A 16645-nucleotide genomic window follows, 5' to 3' on the forward strand; every position below is an offset into this window, starting at 1 on the left:
GGGCAAAATCTTGTAATTCCATAACTTAAGATGGAATTTGAAACTACTCTTAGACTGGGTGGCATCTACTCTAATATCGTTGCTATAAATTTGAAAACTTCTACTAAAAATGCAGTGCGTTAGATCGTCCCTCTAGTATCAGGTTGTGGTCGGATGTTGCTTGTACTTCATCTACAAGAATTAGAACCTGTTTTTTAGCAAATCGCAAAGGAGAAAACAAATGCCACAAGCTCGCGATCCAGTAGAACGTGTTGTTGATGCAGTTCGTGAACGGGTAGATCGAGTCAGAGAGGATGTCGGACACGCATTGAATGGTGATTTCGATCGCATTAGTGAAGATACAAAGCGCGACCTTGCCGAATCTGTTCGAGATTCTATGGAAGGTAGATCGCGCGTTGATATACCCGTCAACGATCGAGTCAGCATTCAAGGGACTCGTGAAAGAGACGGTTCTGTTCGTGTTGGTATCAAAATAGATCTTTAATCTTGAATGGAGATAATGACAATGACAAGACGTTTAGCTGGAACAGTAATCATTGATGGCACTGATGATGAGTTTTGGCCTCAAAGTGATGAAAAAGTTCATCGTGTCTTCAATGTGCAAATGATGCTTGATGAAGGACAACCTGCTTCTGCAATGGATATCCCAGACGTTCGATGGGGAGGAGAATGCCGCGTTGAAGTAAGACTTACAGCCAGAGTTGTTTCTGGAACTACAGTTCAGATTGAAGGAAATGCCAAGTTGTTTGAGGGTACTTCTGAAGACACAACTGATAAAGAAGATGAACAGGTAATTAGTTTCACTGTGCCCAAAGGTGGTGAAGCTGCTCATCACGGTATTCAACTCAGGAGTGCTGGAACTGGTGGAGGCGATCATGCTGAAATCAGTTTGAGCTTCACAAACTCTCTAGTTGAATAGAAGTCAAACTCACCTGCGTATTCGTAAAAGGTGCATAACAACGCTGTTGCAGCGGACTGTTGAAAGCTGCTTGTGGTGATGCAAGGTTTGTAAGCAGGCGCTGAACAGCAATGTTAGCCCGCTTTATCTCTCAGTTAGGACAGTAAAACTGGGATATTGGTCGGTGTTAACTTAGCTTGTAGTAATCATGAAACTGAACTTTGCTCTCAAAGCTTGCCTTACAGCAGGTATCTCAATTCTCAGTGTTATTCCAGCCTCAATTGCTCATGCTGACAATGGTGTTCCTGATTACATTGTTCAGTATCAGGGAAAGCCAGATATCGCAGTGTTTGAAGATGTAAAGCAGTCCTATGCACTTGGCTGTCCTGCTTTCAGAAGTCTTTGGAGTCGAGTTCAAGTCCAAACGGCTGTTAGTTCTGGTGTATTTAACCGGATTATAAGTGCTAATCCTGTGGTCGCTGACATTCCTTGCAATGGTTCAGTCGATCCATATGTCACCACACCTAGAGGGCTTGGTGCGTTGGTGATTATTAGACCTCTTGCAAAATAATTTTGTGCTATTATAGAAAGTTTAGACAATTTTTAAATCTAGCAGGGTGGGCAAGTTTAAGGAGATGCCAATCAACCCAATAATTCCAATTTTGACCTAAACTTGAGCAAACTTTTAAGTATAACACATATTTTTTTTGCAAGAGGTCTATTCATCGTGACGGTAAACCTTACAGGCATTACATTAACAGTGCTGAGTTCATAAGAGCAGTAGGTGGTGGGAACTCCATTTCTATTTCTGGAGAAGAATTCTCTCGTCAGTTCCCAAATCGCGGTACTGACTTTCGTTTAAGCCAGTAGCGAGGTTGTCAGAATTCAGAGTTGCATTTGCTAAGCAATTGACTTCGATCGTTAGGGTTTCGTGCTTTCTAGTCGAACTCTTAATTTTTCGAGGCATTCATACCCTTCCTTGCCTGTTGCTTATTACCAATTTACAGACCTTTACAAAAGCCTGTCACTTTTTCGCACCAGCAGGGCGATCGGGATGGTTTATTGTTTGAATTAAAGCAGAGAACAATTGGTAGCCTGACAAGAATCTATCTATAATAGACCTCTTGCAAAAAAAAATTATGTTACAATTAAAGGTTTTGAATTTTAGACCTGAGAGTTAACTCATAATTGTAAAGTGCTGATATAACCTCCAATCTGCTCCGCTTAAGCCAAACCCTTAATTATAGCATAAAATTATTTTGCAAGAGGTCTAATGAGGGGATTGAATCAAAGTAAAATTATGTCGGTTGTTGCAACCAAAGCTTATGTAGAATATCGGAATGATTCTTACTGGGTGGAAGGAACTCGAATCTCCCTTGACTCAGTGGTATACGCCTTCCGCGCAGGTAGATCGCCGGAAAGTATCGTTCAGTCTTTTCCGTTGCTGAAACTCGAGCAGGTTTATGGGGCGATCGCGTTTTACCTGGCCAATCGTGCTGAGATCGATGCTTACTTAGCAGCCGAGGAAGCAGCTTTTGATGCGATGCCCCAACCATTACAGTCTACCGATCCTGCTTTATACGACAAGTTGATGGCAGCCAAAACAGCAAGACAGCAGGTGAATTCGTGAATGTTTGCTACCAAGCTGATGCTGACTTGAATCAGGCGTCACAGGGGTTTTAAGACGGGAACCGACAATTGATTTTCCAACCGCCTTTGCTGCTGGGTTAGAAAGTGTTAAAGATCCAGAAGTATTGGCGATTGCAGCACAGCAGAAACGTATTCTCGTTAGCCACGATCGGAAAACGATGCCATCAGAATTTGCTGAATTCATCACCATCAATCAAAGTTCAGGAGTTATCATTGTCTCCAGAAAGCTACCAATTGAAGTCGTTATCGAGGAACTTTTGCTGATTTGGGCAGCATCCACCGCAGAAGAGTGGGTCGATCGTATTGCCAAGCTACCCCTTTGACGCAGGCTAACAACAAGATATTGTTGGAGTTATCATGTTGATCAACGATCGCCCTTATTTGCTCCATTACTTTGATCGCACCTCACCCCTTCATTCCCTCATCAAATAACAGGAAATGAAGGTTGCAGGCGCGATCGCGCTTTCCCCTGACTGATCACTCCTGACAGCTTTCTTGTCAACTGTCAACTGACTTTCATTCATGCCGCCTACCATCAGGCATCACCGCCCCCTTTAAATTCGCCCCCGCCAAATTAGTATCCAACAGCCAAGCATTTCTCAGATTAGCACCCTTCAAATTAGCACTTTCCAGATTAGCCATCCACAGATTAGCACCCTCCAAATTCGCCCCTTCCAAATCAGCGTTAACGAGAAAAATACCTTTCATAAAAGCACCTCTTAAGTTAGCAGTTCTCAAATTACTTCCTCCCAAATAAGCATCCTCTAAAAACGCATTTTCTAGATTGCTTCTCTCCAAATTTGCCCCGGCTAAATTGCTGCTTATCAGGTAAACCCCAGCCAAATTTGCCTGTTTCAAGTTAGCCTTTACCAAATGCGCGCTCCACAAATTCGCATCTTTAAGGTTGGCTTTTTCTAAATTGACGCCTTCCAGAAAAACTTCGCTCAAATTCGCCCGGGAAAGATTGCAACCTTGACATTCCCTCGCTGTCAGCAATTGCCGGACTTTATGCTTGACTGACGAACGGTTCGCTGCGAAAATTATTAAACCTGTAGTTGCTAAGGCAATAATACTAAAAGTTGCCAGCCCGATCGCACTTACAATATTCCTTTGTCCCACGCCTCGAAACATCCGCTTGCCGTCCCTAAAAATATTTCGATAATTGTTAGTATTTATAACCTAGTTCCTTCCTTCCCCTGCCCCTATGAAAAAACAGTTAAAATTTAAATTCCTGACGATCGCACTTATTGTAAGCTTAGCAATAATCGGTGTCGGGTGCGATCGCCTTTTCAAAAAACCCTTTCAACTTCCCGCCTCAGCCAAACAAGAACCCTGGCCAATTCAAACAGGCCTCCGAACAGCCATCGTCCGCGAAAATATACCAACAGTCAACCGCGTAGTTTTAGTACCCGACGAAGCCACATTCTTAGCAGCAATCCAAAAATGGAATCTCAAAGGAAACTGGCCTATTCTCATCGAAGATAAAAAATATGCGCCCATGTTTTTGCAGCGCTTTCAACCCGAAGAAATAGTTCGTTTGCCAAGCATCAAACAGCAACTGCCAAAAAATCAAAAACTCCAACAATTAATGCTGAACGCAGCAGCAGCAGCCTGGAATGCCACCGATACTCAAACCTTAAAAGCAAAATGGACGCAACTCGGCTGGGAACCCCCAGGAGTAGTAATCACATCAGAAAACGACCCCGCACGCTCAGCAGCAGTTGCCTTAGCAGCCGCTCACGGCCAACCTTTAGTATTTCTAGAAGGCAACTTCGGGAAACCCAACGATACCCTTAATAACACACAGTGGAAAAATCTGCAACTAGCCGTTACAAAAGCTGTCGAATCAACCGGATTTTTTTATTCTCAACTCGCAGACGCGATCGACACAATAACCATTGTACGCCAACTAGCAGTCAAATATCAATCTCCTGAAAAACCAGACGAACAACTAGCCGTTACCGACGGTTTGGGAAGGCACCCCAACGGCGAACGTTGGGCGGCTGTTGGCTGGATTTACGGTTCCGAGGTACGATCGATCTATCAAGCCATGTGTGCCATATTTCTAGACAGCCAAACAGCCATGCTTTATGACAGTTACCCCAAGGAAGGAAATTGGGCAAAATATGAAATGGAGGAAGCAGCTAGCGGACTAAAAACCATAGGTTTAAATGTCGAAGTAGTGCATAAACCAGAATCTAGCCTGGAAAAGTGGCGGAGTTTAGCCTCAAAACCGTGGACATTTGACTTAATATTAATGAATTCCAAAGGCTATCCAAAATCATTCCAAGTCGGCAACGGCGACGCTTCAGTTGAAGACCTACCAAAACTTCAATTTCCCGCAGCAATCCACATGATCCACAGTTGGTCAGCAGCAGCGCCCGATGACACAAACACCGTTGCCGGAAGGTGGCTAGAGAATGGTGCTTACGCATATATTGGCAGCGTCAACGAACCTCTTTTATCTGCATTTATTCCACCTAAATTAATGGTCGATCGCCTAAAGCGAGGAGCACCCTTTTTAATCGCAGCACGCCAGCTAGAATCCCCACCCTGGAAAGTCACCACCATCGGCGATCCGCTAATGTCGATCGCCAAACCCAGACCAAGAATCCCGCCCAGTCAACAACCAATGTGATAGTATGCGCGAGCGAGGGATTTAAAATTGGAGATTTAAAATTGGAGATTTGAGATTTGTGGTTGTAAGGTAAAATCTCCTATCGCCAATTCTTTAATTGGAAAGTTGTTTTTTACTGAGTTATATGATATTGCGATTTCACAGATGCGATCGGCCTAACCACCCACACGGTAAATATAGTTAATTAGCATTATCGCCAGAGTATATCTAAGTTTGAATGTAACTGAGCATACAATCACGCCAAATCCGCCGCTCCTCAGAATCAGTCATTCCAGCCCAGCAGCCACCCCCAAAAAATCACCCTAAAATACGCCTTAATTAAGTTGTCAATTCCCCTAAAATCACTCAAAATGAAAATAAGAAATAAATTGTAATATTATATAACTTCTCACCGAAGAATTAACCGCTAAATGAGAGCCATCCCTCCTGTGGATCTGCCGCCACCCGGGCCAACCGCAGCAACTCCCCAAGCCTCCAGCCTAAGCCCGCTATTCAACCGCCTGCACCCCAGCCCAGAAACCCTCTTGCTCATCCTCTCCCTAGTCATCGGGGGAGTTACGGGTGCAGGCGTCGTCACATTTCACTATCTCATCCACTTCATCCACAGCCTGATGCTGGAAGACTTCATGGGGGCGATCGCGTCGAAAGGCTCTTGGACTCTAGCCTGCATTCCCACCATCGGCGGAGTCATCATCGGGCTGATGCGGTGGCGATTTCGGGACTTTGGCCCGAATATGTCTTCCTTAATTGCAGCCACCCGCGGCCTGCAAGAACTCTCCCCCCTCAAACCCATCACCAAAATGGTGGCAGCCTCAGTTTCCCTCGGCACCGGCGCCTCCCTCGGCCCGGAAGCCCCCAGCGTCGAAATCGGCGCTAACTTCGGAATGCTGCTGGCTCAAGTTTTGCAGCTTTCCCCAGAACGGCAGCGCTTGCTCCTCGGCGCCGGAGCTGCTGCTGGTTTATCCGCCGGGTTTAACTCTCCCATCGCGGGAGTGTTCTTTGCTTTAGAAGTCGTGCTCGGCAGCACCTTCGCCACTTCCTCAGTCAGCGTTGTCTTGCTCTCCGCCGTAGTTTCCGCGCTCATCGCTCAAATCTGCTTGGGAGCTCAGCCGGCTTTTTCTTTGCCGATCTACGATGTCCGCAGCCCCCTGGAACTGCCTCTGTATATGGGATTGGGACTTTTGGCGAGCGGAGTGTCTCTAGCCTACACAGAAGCAATTCAATTAGCCGAGGGCTGTTTTCAAGGAAAAGTCCGAGGATTTGCTTGGCTCGGACGACTGCCCCGGCCGCTTCACCCGATCATCGGCGGGGCCGGAGTCGGCTTAGTCGCCCTACAATTGCCTCAAATTTTGGGTGTCGGCTACGAAACAGTCCAAGCAATGCTCCAAGATGTTAAATTTTCCTTGCCTTTGCTGTTGCTGCTGCTGTTTGTCAAACTGGCGATGACAGCAATCAGCCTCGGCAGCGGTTTAGTGGGCGGCATCTTTGCTCCGGCGATGTTTTTGGGAGCTTCCCTGGGTTCGGCTTACGGCCTCTTTTTGGAAATGCTGCCCGCAATGAGCGATCGAGTCGCAGGCCCTGCCGCCTACGCAATGGTGGGAATGGCCGCCGTCCTCGCCGGCAGCGCCAGAGCACCGCTGACAGCCATCCTATTGATGTTTGAATTAACCCGCGATTACCGGATTGTCTTGCCTTTGATGGCAGCAGTCGGATTGAGCGTTTGGCTGGTGGAGTGGGTAAACCGCCGATCGACAGCCCACAGCCTCAACCTTCAGCAAATGGGCGTAGACGTGGCTCTCAATACACCGATCAAAGCTAGAGAACAGTTGCAAGATTGGGAAGATGTTCTGGGCGATCGCATCGTCACAGAACTGATTTCTTGCCAACTCCCCACCGAGGGCGAACACAGGGACGATGAGCCAGTGCTGGCGATCGCCAATGCACATTTGCCGGAAAATGTCAAACCATTACCTGAAACAAAATCAGCAGTTTGACTGCTCTCAAATCCCGTTGTTTCGCCACCAAACCGATAATCTTAAAGCTAAATCTGACAACTATGATATTTATCAACCCGAAAACCGATTACGCCTTCAAAAAAATCTTCGGTTCCTCAGAAAGCAAAGACATTCTAATTAGCTTTCTCAACGCCTTGATTTATGAAGGCAATCCCACAATTCAAGACTTAGAAATCATCAACCCGAATCTACCACCCAAACTAGAAGGATTAAAAGATAGTTATCTGGATGTTAAAGCCAAACTCAGCGACGGCACGTTAGTAATTATTGAAATGCAAGTGCTCAACGTCCAGTCTTTTGGGAAACGAGTTTTGTACAATGCAGCGAAGACTTACGCTTTTCAATTGGAAGCAGCACAAGGATATCGATTGCTAAAGCCAGTAATTGCTCTGACAATTACTGATTTTGAAATGTTTCCTAACAGCCCCGAATTCATTTCCAGATTTGTGTTCAAAGAAGTCAATAAAAACTTTATTTATCCCGAAAACAATCTGGATTTAGTGTTTGTAGAGTTGCCGAAGTTTACCAAAGGACAGGAGGAACTTGAAACTTTAGCAGACAAATGGATTTATTTTATGAAAAATGCCAGAAGTCTGACATCGGTTCCAGAAACAATGGATAGCATACCAGAAATACATGAAGCTTTTAATATTGCGAATCAAGCCAGTTTGAGCAGAGAGGAAGTGGAAGATTTGGACAGAAGAGAACAGTTTATTTATGACCAACAGGGAGCAATTCTTAAGGCTGTTCAAGACGGCATAGAACAAGGCATAGAACAAGGCATAGAACAAGGACGAGAACAAGGCATAGAACAAGGACGAGAACAAGGAATGCGAGAAAAGGCGATCGCGATCGCCAGACAATTACTTTCACAGCTAGATAATGCCACGATCGCCCAAGTTACGGGGCTTAGCGTTGAAGATGTGCAGAATTTGCGCTCGACCAATTCATAGTTTAAAGTGGGCGATCGTACCTTGAGCCGATCGCCCACCCTCAACCCCTCGACATCGCAGACAGTGGCGCTACCCTCAAATCTGCTCTAAAATAATCAAAAATTATCAACAACAAGCCCAGAGGCGCTGAGGTGACTCCTAACGAGGCAACTGCAAAAAACACAAGTCAAAAAATACCCGGCAAAACCCCCTTGGGTTCTAGTTACTACGGCTTGTTAGGGCTGCATCCTTCCGCATCGCCGATCGAAATTCGGCGATCATACCGGGAACTGAGCAAACTCTACCATCCCGATACCACCGAGCTGCCGCCCGCAGTCGCAACCGCCAAATTTCAGCAGCTCAACAACGCCTACGCCACCCTCAGCAACCCAGAACGTCGCCTCGCCTATGACCTCAAAATAGGCTATTCTCGCCTGAACGTGATTGGGCCGCCCCCAGGCTTCGATACTCCGGTTTCGGGCTCCGGCAAAAAAACTTACAACTCCGCTTACCTAGATCCCACGGATCGACCTCTTTCCCCCGGAGAAATGTTCGCTCTGTTTATCATGGGAGCTAGCTTAATCGGATGTTTGGTACTGGCGATCGCGATCGGCTTAATTCGGGGCAATTAAACCCTCAAATCCCAAATCTCCAATCTAAAATCGGAAATCCTCAATCCGAAATCCCCAATCTAAAATCTAAAATCTAAAATCTAAAATCCCATGACTCTTCCTTCCGCTGACACTCCTTTGTACAACCATCCACTCCCGGAAATTGAGCAGTGGCTAAAAAGCCGCGGCTGCCAGCAAGATCGGCGAGAACTCCACTGCTGGCAGATCGAGCAACTTACATGGAAAGCAGAACTCTCCCTCGATATTGACCAACTTACCGTCCGCTACATCGATGCTGGAGCCGACGGCCAAGACATTCAGCGAGCATTCAAATACTCCCTCTCACGTCAGGACATTGAAGCGGCCGTTTTCTCCGGCCCCTAATTAGATTTTAGATTTTAGATTTTAGATTTTAGATTGGAGGACAAATCTAAAATCTAAAATCGTTATGCTGAGCAGGAGATGACCTACTTGGAAACTGAAAAATCAACCAAAAAATCTAAAATCTAAAATCCCAAATCCAAATTCGTTAGACTTTACCAAATCGGCGGCTGCGCTTCTGATAATCAGACAAAGCGCGGTGAAACTCCGATCGATCAAAATCCGGCCACAGCGTCTCAGTAATGTAAATTTCCGAATAAGCCATTTGCCATAGTAGAAAATTGCTCAACCGCATTTCCCCACTCGTCCGGATCAGCAAATCCGGGTCACAAACATCAGCAGTATACAAATAGCGTTTAAATAAAACCTCATCAATCTCCTCCGGCTGCAACTTGCCCTCTTTCACCTGAGTGGCGATCGCCCGACAAGCTTGTACAATTTCCTGACGCCCCCCGTAATTCGTCGCCACCGTAAACAAAATCCCCTGATTGTGCTGAGTGGCCGTCACAGAACGCTCGATTTCCGCCTGCAAAGACTTCGGCAAAGCCTGCAAATTCCCCATAAATTGAATTTGCACGTCCTCGTCCACCATCTCCCGCAATTCTTGTCGCAACTTTCCCTCAAACAAACTCATTAAAAAATCTACTTCCCCGGCCGGCCGCCCCCAATTCTCCGTCGAAAAAGCATAGGCCGTTAAAGCTGGAATCCCCCAATCTTTGCAGCAGCGCAGCAGTTCCTTCAGAGTGCTAGCTCCTCGGCGGTGTCCCGCAATCCGCGGCAACCCCCTCTTCTTAGCCCAGCGCCCATTCCCGTCCATAATCACTGCTATGTGCTTAGGCAGTAGTTCTTGTTGCAGATCCTCCGGCAACTTTTCCAAGCAAATTCCTTGACTCATGGTTTCTCCCGATTACCCGACTAACGGCGCAGTATCCGTTTTAATAGCGTCACTCCCTTCAATCCTATCTGGCGTCCGAGATTGCCGATCGGAATTGGAGCCACAGCTCTTTCTCCCTCGGACGGAAACAGCTTTGCTTCCAGCAATTCCTTAAGTTTGTTGCTAGTCAAAGGTCGATTTAAAAGTCCCATCTGAGCTAAAGAAATAGAACCCGTTTCCTCGGACACCACCACGCACACGCAAGCTTGCACCCGTTCTGTAATCCCCATCGCCGCCCGGTGGCGGGTTCCCAACTGCCGCGACGCAGTGCGATCGGACAAAGGTAAAATTACCCCCGCCGACACGATCCGCGAACCTCGAATCAAAACAGCTCCGTCGTGCAGCAAAGTTTGCGGCTGAAAGATAGTCTGCAACAATTCTTTAGAAACTTCAGCATTTAGCTTTAATCCCGGCACTGAAAAATCCCGATCGTCGATCGGAGAATCAGTTTCTATAATTAGTAAAGCGCCCGTGCGGTTTTGCGAAAGTTCTTTTACGGCGTCCACAATTTCATCTATTACGCTGTCCGGTTCGGGAGTTGGTCGGCGATCGCGTCCAAACAATTGCCGAAATTCCCCCCGACCCAATTGTTCCAGAAATCGGCGAAACTCCGACTGCAATATTACCGCCATTGCCACAGCCGAACCAGTCACCAAGCTATTGAGCGCAACGTGCAACAGCCTTAATCCAGCCCAGTTGCTCACCGCCGCCGCCAGCATCAAAATGATAAATCCCCGTACCATCCACAGCGTTCTGCGCTCGCCAACAATGACGAGCACCAAATACGCAAGGGCAAAAACCAGTCCAATATCGATCCCTTGAATCAATAAGGACTGAACCAGGGCCAAGTCAAAGCCAGATTGTTGATTGTTCATGGTTCATCGAACGCTACCGCCTGTGAACCGCGAACCGTGATGCACTCGAACCCGTGAACCATGAACAGTTGTTATAAGGAATACGCTGAAAATCCCCGTGTTTTTAGAGCGGGGAGTGTCAATCCAATCGTGTGACTGAACAAGGCAAAAGTTAAAAGTGAAAATGCAATCATCACTAAGTAAATATGGATTGTCTTTCTTTTAACTTTTAACTTTTAACTTCTAAGTTTTTACTTTTGAGCTCCGAGTCGTTCAGGAAGGCGGTCAAGCCTTAGCAAATCCTGGTAAGTTTCCCGCTGTATAATCGTGTTAACTTCCCCATTTCTTACTAAAACCGCTGCCGGTCTGGGTACTCGGTTGTAGTTAGAAGCCATACTGTAATTGTATGCCCCTGTGGCCGTAACCGCGAGGACATCTCCGGCATGACACTCTGGCAATTTGGCATCTTTAATCAGAACATCGCCTGATTCGCAGTGTTTCCCAGCAATTGTCACTGTTTCCGTTAAGGGATCACGCATTTTGCCGGCTGCGAGGACTCGATAAACTGATTGATAGGTAATAGGACGCGGATTGTCGGACATCCCTCCATCCACAGCTAGATACGTCCGCATTTCCGGAATGACTTTTTTAGAGCCAACGGTGTAAGCAGTGACACAGGCTGTACCGACGAGCGATCGACCCGGTTCGCAAAGCAATTTTGGTAATGGCAATTGCTGCCGCTCGCAAGCTGCTACCACTGCGGAGCAAATTGTACGAGCCCAATCTTCAATGCTAGGAGGATCGTCCGCTTCAGTATAGCGAATGCCCAACCCACCGCCAATATTAATTTCTGTTGCTGGTAAACCATAACTTTGTGCTTTAGTCAAGGCGTGAACTATGACTTCGGCTAAATCGTCATGGGGTTGCAGTTCAAAAATCTGAGAGCCGATGTGAGCGTGCACTCCCACGCAAAATAACGACGATTGTTGGCTGATAAATTTAAAAACTCGATCGAGTGAGTTGGGATCAAATCCAAATTTACTGTCGATTTGACCCGTCTGAATGTACTCGTGGGTGTGACACTCAATTCCAGGAGTAAACCGCACCATAACTCGTGTCGGCCCACCTGTGAGGCTGCTGACACCCGATTCTCCCAATTCTGCTAGAGTCTCTAAATCCCGCCAATTGTCGGCTACGGTAATGCAGCCGTTTTCGACAGCTAGCTGGAGTTCCTCGCGGGACTTGTTGTTACCGTGGAAGTAGATTTTGTCGGGGCTGACACCGGCTTGCAGTGCGGTGTGGATTTCTCCGGCGGATACGACATCTATGCCTAAACCTTCCGAAGCTGCGATCGCGCAAACTGCCAAACAACTCCAAGCTTTAGAAGCATAGAGCACTTGAGATTCGCCCGGATAGTAACGCTTAAAAGCATCCCGGTACTGGGTACAAGCCGCCCGCAGCGTTTCTTCGTCTAAAATATACAACGGCGAGCCAAATTGCTCCACCAAAGCTGTCACCTCGCAGCCTCCGATTTCCAACCGATCGCTGCTGTTAACACTGGCTGTCAGCGGTAACAGTTCTTGATTGGGCGATCGAGTTTGCAGGGCTGGTTGAGACTCAGACAGATACTTAAGTCCCGATTCCACCCCGAAAGATTGAGTTGATACCATCGCGCAATAACTATCCTTACGGTCTTTCCCAGTGTACAATTGACGGCAAGCAATTGGGTCAGTTGCCCCCAGATTCATTCCGCAAGCAGGCTGACTGACTGAGACTCGCTCGAACTCCGCATCCTTGCAGTGAGTAATGATCAAATCTAAAATCTAAAATCTAAAATTTAAAATCGGCTGTGCGTTTTCTACAAATTAAACATCTCGCCGCTGAAGACCTCAACAGTGCAGTCGAACTTGATCGGCTTTGTTTTGGGGGACTTTGGGCGATCGAAGGCTACAGGCGCGAGTTAGACAGTCCTAACAGCGATTTATTAGGTCTTTGGACATGGGAAACTGACGACTGTGAATCAGCTCAAAACCTGGCGGGCACGGGGGCACCGCCCCTACAAATTCCGCCAACTCTCATTGGTATCGGTTGTTTGTGGGCGATTTTAGAAGAAGCTCACATTATCATGCTGGCAATTCATCCTCAGTTTCAAGGTCAGGGTTTGGGACAAGCTCTGCTTTGGGCTTTGCTAAAATCGGCTTGTGAAAGACAATTAGAGCGATCGACTTTAGAGGTGCGGGATTCTAATTTAGCCGCAGTTTCTCTGTACAAAAAATTTGGTTTTAAAGAAGCAGGACGGCGCAAACGATACTACGAAGACACTGGGGAAGATGCTCTGGTGATGTGGCGCAGCGGTCTGGAAAAACCGGAATTTCAGCGATATTTGACGGTTGAGAAAGTGCAGATGTGCGATCGGCTTTACCAGAAAAACTGGCATTGGGCGATCGATAAATTTTGAGTTGAGAATGTAATTTATTGCGCCTTTAACTTGCATTGCTGGGAGGGTGGTCAACAGGTCGAGTTACTCGACGGAATAACGGTTGCAGCCTTGCAACTACGTTGATAAAAGCGACGTTAATTACGAGTGAACTTCATCAAGTCTTGCACATCTAATGAATATTGATCGAGATAATTTACTCATTGCTCTCTCTGTAACTTCTTAACCAATAACTTATTAATGAAAAATTAGTGCGATCGTTAATTGAGGTACAGGATAGAAATTTTTGCCGTTGGCGATGGCGACTTTCGGTTGTACTTGGATATGTAAATACCCGTGCGCTCCGTTTTGATCTCACTTGTTTCTCGCTATTCTAGCAGGTTAAGTTAGATTGTCAGTAGAATCAACTGAGCGTACGTCAGTTGTTTTTGTAAGTAGGCTTAATAGATTGTACTCATTTTAGATGAATCGACGAGATATCTAGACCCTGTTAGCGAAACGGAAGTTTTAGACCAGCTATTCGCTCACAGGCGAGGTCAAACAAACTACCATTATGATTAGCCATCGCCCTAGATCGATCGAGCAGACTGGATTGTGATGCTGGAAAATGGGCAGTTAAAAATTCAAGGGACTTTGGAGGAGTTGTGATCGCAACCGGGAAAGCATTTAGATTTCTTGACCTGACGGGGTGAAAACTCTGTCAAAAGACCTACTGACGGCGGATTGTCGTAGAATTTTCAGGGGGCGACAAGCGCCCCAAAACGTAATCTCTCACCATTAGTAGCGATCGCATTTCAGTAAGCCAAAGCTTTTCTCCTCAAGGATTCGTCACCCTTCTCGTATAAAAACAGACTTCAAGGTCATAAACAAGCTGGCATAAATTTATTTATTTGTGACCTCATCTTCCAAAGACTTATACTTCGAGCCATCAGGCATAACAGCACCTTCTAGCAAAGCACCACTCAGGTCAGAAATGCTAACTTTAGCACCTTTGAGATTTGCACCAGTTAGGTAGGCACTCTTCAGGTTTGCACCACTCAAACTAGCATCTCTCAAATCTGCACCACTCAGGTTCGCATTACTCAAATCTGCACAGATTAAATTAGCATTACTAAGATTCGCACTACTAAGATTAGCCTGAGTCAACCGAGCAAAACTCAGTTTTGCATGACTTAAATTTGCACCACTAAGTTTAACCTGACTGATATTAGCATTATCTAAATTTGCATAACTCAAATTAGCATTACTCAAGTCGCTTTCCATCAAATTGGCTTTACTGAGATTGGCATGAGGGAGATTAATATCTACTAACTCCGCACCAGGAGCATCCAAACCTCTAAGAGAAACACCATCTTCATTCAAATCTTGGAGTGCCAGAATTCTGGCATAGCTAACTTTTACGTTGTGCGCTGCATCAACCGTACTCCAAGCTTGGTAGTGAAATTGCTTTCTGCGATCGGGTGCTTCCTTGATGAATAAAATTAAAGCAACGACAAGACTGAGAGAATCAACACTCTCCAAAACTTCTCCGATCAGGGAATTATCATCCGCCCACACATAAATTATGATGAACAGAATGGCTGAAAAACTAGCCACTAACCAGGCAGGTTGTGTCCAAAAAATATCAATAAATTTTTCTAAAATTCCTTTGAGAACTTCACCCAATCGCTGAACGAATGATTTACCCTGAAATAGCTGATAACTATCAGTTATTTTCGAGAGCATTTTTTGGATATTTTTACCATCTAACTGAATAGATACTAAAGGCTTTTTCTCTTCCTCGGTTGGTGGTGCGATCGGCTGAGATTCTTTCAGTAATTCTGTCTTTGATTCTTGTGGCTGATGATGGGTGACATCTTTTTTATCTGCAACAACATTTGGTGAAGAATCTGCACCGGCGCCTTTTAACATCAAACCTGTAATTGCTCTGTAGGCATCTGTCCACGCCAGTTTTACTTCGAGAGTCCAATCTTCTTGGAGATACTGCTCAAAAGCCATCAGCAGTGCGTCTCCAACTGGCCCATAATATTTGGGAATTACCCCATAGCCGATGTGTCTGCCTCCCAAGGCATTGAGAACAGGGCCTAAAGCTTCTGGAGTTCGGAGATTTTCTACTACCAATACCAACGCATTTATCAGCTTTTTCTGTTGCTTTTCTAAATCGATATTAGCAAACAGCGGTTTAAATTCAGGGTGAGCAATGAAGAGGTTTTCGTAGAAGCTAGCGGCAAATTCATCAGCACGAGGTTTGATTTTCTCAAAACTGCTTTCCAGTACCTCTACGGCTAATTCAGGCTCTTTTTCTGGGACTGATTCTAGTTGATGATTAGCTGCTATACTTACCTGTTGATCGGGAATTATCTCTGTTTGTAATTGAACTTCTTCAGGTGTAGTTTCTACCCCAGCGCCTTTTAACATCAAAGCAGTAATTGCTCTGTAGGCATCTGTCCACGCCAGCTTTACTTCGGTTGTCCAATCTTGCTGGAGAGACTGCTCAAAAGCACTTAGTAGTGCGTCTCCAACTGGGCCGTAATATTTGGGAATTACTCCATAACCGATGTGTCTGCCTCCCAGTGCGTTGAGAACTGGCCCTAAAGCCTCTGGAGAGCGGAGATTTTCTACTACTAAAACCAGAGCGCTTATGAGCTTTTTCTGTTGCTTTGCCATATCAGTTTTGGCAAACAGGGGTTTCAACTCTGGGTGAGTTGTAAATAATTTTTCGTAGAAGCTAGTGGCAAATTCATCAGCACGAGGTTTGATTTTCTCGAAACTTTGCTCTAAAAGTTCAACATTTAAAGACATATTTTTGTTTCTCTCTTGAAAGTTGACGCTTCCTTGTCTTTAGACAGGGTTTTTTAACTATCCGGCTGTGATGAATGCTTTTGATAGAGTGTTTGGAACCTGAGAGTTTGTTTGCTGACGCTAGGGCTAGATATTACAAACTTAAATTTTCCAACTCTTGGCAGAGGGTAGCCATAAACTCCTCTGCATCGTTGATGCCCATTTCTCCTAAAGCTTTCCACTCTTCACTGGTGTAATCTAAATCTAGTCCCATCACGTCTTGAGTCCAATAGGGCAAATTAGAGGGGTTGGCCATTAGCTCACAGGTGATCCTTAAGATTTCTGTTCCAGTTGTCTTTTGTCTAGCTTTTGTCGCCAAGCAAAAGGAGAGCAATTTTGCCAAATTACTTTGTGGTGGAATGGCTATTAGAAATGCCATGTTTTGTGCTAGTACAAACTTGTCTAACTTCATTGGATACTTTCCTGTTCCTAGTTTTAAGGTACTCACCTAAGT

The 16645-nt window shown here is 45.8% G+C and carries 18 protein-coding genes; 11 read left to right on the plus strand and 7 right to left on the minus strand.

What is annotated here, in order from left to right; translation table 11 throughout:
• Nucleotides 1-220 precede the first annotated feature (220 nt).
• From QUA83_RS02445 to QUA83_RS02455, 3 genes are all read left to right on the plus strand, one after another.
• A complete protein-coding gene (locus QUA83_RS02445; RefSeq protein ID WP_333291232.1) occupies nt 221-484 on the plus strand; it encodes a hypothetical protein in 264 nt (87 codons plus the stop codon).
• Nucleotides 485-505: 21 nt separating this feature from the next.
• Entirely contained in the window at nt 506-919 is a 414-nt protein-coding gene (locus tag QUA83_RS02450) for a hypothetical protein (RefSeq protein WP_333291234.1), read from the plus strand.
• Nucleotides 920-1106: 187 nt separating this feature from the next.
• Nucleotides 1107-1469: a hypothetical protein gene (locus QUA83_RS02455; protein ID WP_333291236.1), complete on the plus strand. Its 363-nt coding sequence runs from the start codon at nt 1107-1109 to the stop codon at nt 1467-1469.
• A 231-nt stretch (nt 1470-1700) separates the two neighbouring features.
• Here QUA83_RS02455 and QUA83_RS02460 read toward each other — a convergent pair whose 3' ends face one another.
• Nucleotides 1701-1865, minus strand: coding sequence for a hypothetical protein (locus tag QUA83_RS02460; protein WP_333291237.1), 165 nt, complete (start codon nt 1863-1865; stop codon nt 1701-1703).
• Nucleotides 1866-2198: 333 nt separating this feature from the next.
• Between QUA83_RS02460 and QUA83_RS02465 the strand changes: the two genes are divergently transcribed.
• Both QUA83_RS02465 and QUA83_RS02470 read left to right on the plus strand, forming a co-directional pair.
• A complete protein-coding gene (locus QUA83_RS02465) occupies nt 2199-2528 on the plus strand; it encodes a DUF433 domain-containing protein (RefSeq protein WP_333291239.1) in 330 nt (109 codons plus the stop codon).
• A 124-nt stretch (nt 2529-2652) separates the two neighbouring features.
• Nucleotides 2653-2871 (plus strand): hypothetical protein, encoded by a 219-nt coding sequence (locus tag QUA83_RS02470; RefSeq protein ID WP_445301754.1) that lies wholly within the window; start codon nt 2653-2655, stop codon nt 2869-2871.
• Between the two features lie 193 nt (nt 2872-3064).
• Here QUA83_RS02470 and QUA83_RS02475 read toward each other — a convergent pair whose 3' ends face one another.
• Nucleotides 3065-3679: a pentapeptide repeat-containing protein gene (locus QUA83_RS02475; RefSeq protein ID WP_333291241.1), complete on the minus strand. Its 615-nt coding sequence runs from the start codon at nt 3677-3679 to the stop codon at nt 3065-3067.
• Between the two features lie 73 nt (nt 3680-3752).
• Here QUA83_RS02475 and QUA83_RS02480 point away from each other — a divergent pair, with 73 nt between their 5' ends.
• The 5 genes from QUA83_RS02480 to QUA83_RS02500 all read left to right on the plus strand — a co-directional run bounded on the left by QUA83_RS02480 (nt 3753) and on the right by QUA83_RS02500 (nt 9128).
• A complete protein-coding gene (locus QUA83_RS02480; RefSeq protein WP_333291243.1) occupies nt 3753-5186 on the plus strand; it encodes a hypothetical protein in 1434 nt (477 codons plus the stop codon).
• A 410-nt stretch (nt 5187-5596) separates the two neighbouring features.
• Nucleotides 5597-7180 (plus strand): chloride channel protein, encoded by a 1584-nt coding sequence (locus tag QUA83_RS02485; RefSeq protein ID WP_333291244.1) that lies wholly within the window; start codon nt 5597-5599, stop codon nt 7178-7180.
• 62 nt (nt 7181-7242) lie between these two features.
• Nucleotides 7243-8154 carry an Rpn family recombination-promoting nuclease/putative transposase gene (locus QUA83_RS02490; RefSeq protein WP_333291245.1) on the plus strand — a complete coding sequence of 304 codons (912 nt, stop codon included), beginning with the start codon at nt 7243-7245 and terminating at the stop codon, nt 8152-8154.
• A gap of 131 nt (nt 8155-8285) precedes the next feature.
• Nucleotides 8286-8765: a J domain-containing protein gene (locus tag QUA83_RS02495; protein WP_333291247.1), complete on the plus strand. Its 480-nt coding sequence runs from the start codon at nt 8286-8288 to the stop codon at nt 8763-8765.
• 90 nt (nt 8766-8855) lie between these two features.
• Nucleotides 8856-9128, plus strand: a complete 273-nt coding sequence (locus QUA83_RS02500) for a DUF3143 domain-containing protein (protein WP_333039717.1) — start codon at nt 8856-8858, stop codon at nt 9126-9128.
• A gap of 145 nt (nt 9129-9273) precedes the next feature.
• Here the strand turns inward: QUA83_RS02500 and QUA83_RS02505 are convergent, their stop codons facing one another.
• From QUA83_RS02505 to lysA, 3 genes are all read right to left on the minus strand, one after another.
• Nucleotides 9274-10020, minus strand: a complete 747-nt coding sequence (locus QUA83_RS02505; protein ID WP_333151307.1) for an isoprenyl transferase — start codon at nt 10018-10020, stop codon at nt 9274-9276.
• A 20-nt stretch (nt 10021-10040) separates the two neighbouring features.
• The gene (gene cdaA / locus QUA83_RS02510; RefSeq protein WP_333291249.1) at nt 10041-10934 is read right to left on the minus strand and encodes a diadenylate cyclase CdaA; all 894 of its coding nucleotides are present in this window, start codon (nt 10932-10934) and stop codon (nt 10041-10043) included.
• Nucleotides 10935-11164: 230 nt separating this feature from the next.
• Nucleotides 11165-12583, minus strand: a complete 1419-nt coding sequence (gene lysA, locus QUA83_RS02515; protein WP_333291315.1) for a diaminopimelate decarboxylase — start codon at nt 12581-12583, stop codon at nt 11165-11167.
• Between the two features lie 179 nt (nt 12584-12762).
• On the opposite strand from lysA, the gene rimI reads away from it, so the two are divergent.
• A complete protein-coding gene (rimI, locus tag QUA83_RS02520; RefSeq protein ID WP_333291251.1) occupies nt 12763-13371 on the plus strand; it encodes a ribosomal protein S18-alanine N-acetyltransferase in 609 nt (202 codons plus the stop codon).
• 861 nt (nt 13372-14232) lie between these two features.
• Here the strand turns inward: rimI and QUA83_RS02525 are convergent.
• Together QUA83_RS02525 and QUA83_RS02530 are read right to left on the minus strand one after the other, a co-directional pair.
• On the minus strand, nt 14233-16152 hold the full coding sequence (locus QUA83_RS02525; protein ID WP_333291252.1) for a pentapeptide repeat-containing protein: 1920 nt from the start codon (nt 16150-16152) through the stop codon (nt 14233-14235).
• Nucleotides 16153-16285: 133 nt separating this feature from the next.
• A complete protein-coding gene (locus QUA83_RS02530; protein WP_333150580.1) occupies nt 16286-16603 on the minus strand; it encodes a hypothetical protein in 318 nt (105 codons plus the stop codon).
• Nucleotides 16604-16645 lie beyond the last annotated feature (42 nt).

Origin of the sequence: Microcoleus sp. K1-B1 (assembly GCF_036704705.1) — a bacterium.
In the GTDB taxonomy this organism is placed as follows: Bacteria; Cyanobacteriota; Cyanobacteriia; order Cyanobacteriales; family Microcoleaceae; genus Microcoleus.

What these genes read in the sequence shown, in the direction of transcription:
- QUA83_RS02505 (WP_333151307.1), bottom strand. Translation starts at nt 10,020, where the DNA reads ATGAGTCAAGGAATTTGCTTGGAAAAGTTGCCGGAGGATCTGCAACAA.
- QUA83_RS02475 (WP_333291241.1), bottom strand. Translation starts at nt 3,679, where the DNA reads ATGTTTCGAGGCGTGGGACAAAGGAATATTGTAAGTGCGATCGGGCTG.
- QUA83_RS02480 (WP_333291243.1), top strand. Translation starts at nt 3,753, where the DNA reads ATGAAAAAACAGTTAAAATTTAAATTCCTGACGATCGCACTTATTGTA.
- lysA (WP_333291315.1), bottom strand. Translation starts at nt 12,583, where the DNA reads ATGGTATCAACTCAATCTTTCGGGGTGGAATCGGGACTTAAGTATCTG.
- QUA83_RS02450 (WP_333291234.1), top strand. Translation starts at nt 506, where the DNA reads ATGACAAGACGTTTAGCTGGAACAGTAATCATTGATGGCACTGATGAT.
- QUA83_RS02490 (WP_333291245.1), top strand. Translation starts at nt 7,243, where the DNA reads ATGATATTTATCAACCCGAAAACCGATTACGCCTTCAAAAAAATCTTC.
- QUA83_RS02500 (WP_333039717.1), top strand. Translation starts at nt 8,856, where the DNA reads ATGACTCTTCCTTCCGCTGACACTCCTTTGTACAACCATCCACTCCCG.
- cdaA (WP_333291249.1), bottom strand. Translation starts at nt 10,934, where the DNA reads ATGAACAATCAACAATCTGGCTTTGACTTGGCCCTGGTTCAGTCCTTA.
- QUA83_RS02525 (WP_333291252.1), bottom strand. Translation starts at nt 16,152, where the DNA reads ATGTCTTTAAATGTTGAACTTTTAGAGCAAAGTTTCGAGAAAATCAAA.
- QUA83_RS02445 (WP_333291232.1), top strand. Translation starts at nt 221, where the DNA reads ATGCCACAAGCTCGCGATCCAGTAGAACGTGTTGTTGATGCAGTTCGT.
- QUA83_RS02530 (WP_333150580.1), bottom strand. Translation starts at nt 16,603, where the DNA reads ATGAAGTTAGACAAGTTTGTACTAGCACAAAACATGGCATTTCTAATA.
- QUA83_RS02485 (WP_333291244.1), top strand. Translation starts at nt 5,597, where the DNA reads ATGAGAGCCATCCCTCCTGTGGATCTGCCGCCACCCGGGCCAACCGCA.
- QUA83_RS02460 (WP_333291237.1), bottom strand. Translation starts at nt 1,865, where the DNA reads ATGCCTCGAAAAATTAAGAGTTCGACTAGAAAGCACGAAACCCTAACG.
- QUA83_RS02465 (WP_333291239.1), top strand. Translation starts at nt 2,199, where the DNA reads ATGTCGGTTGTTGCAACCAAAGCTTATGTAGAATATCGGAATGATTCT.
- QUA83_RS02455 (WP_333291236.1), top strand. Translation starts at nt 1,107, where the DNA reads ATGAAACTGAACTTTGCTCTCAAAGCTTGCCTTACAGCAGGTATCTCA.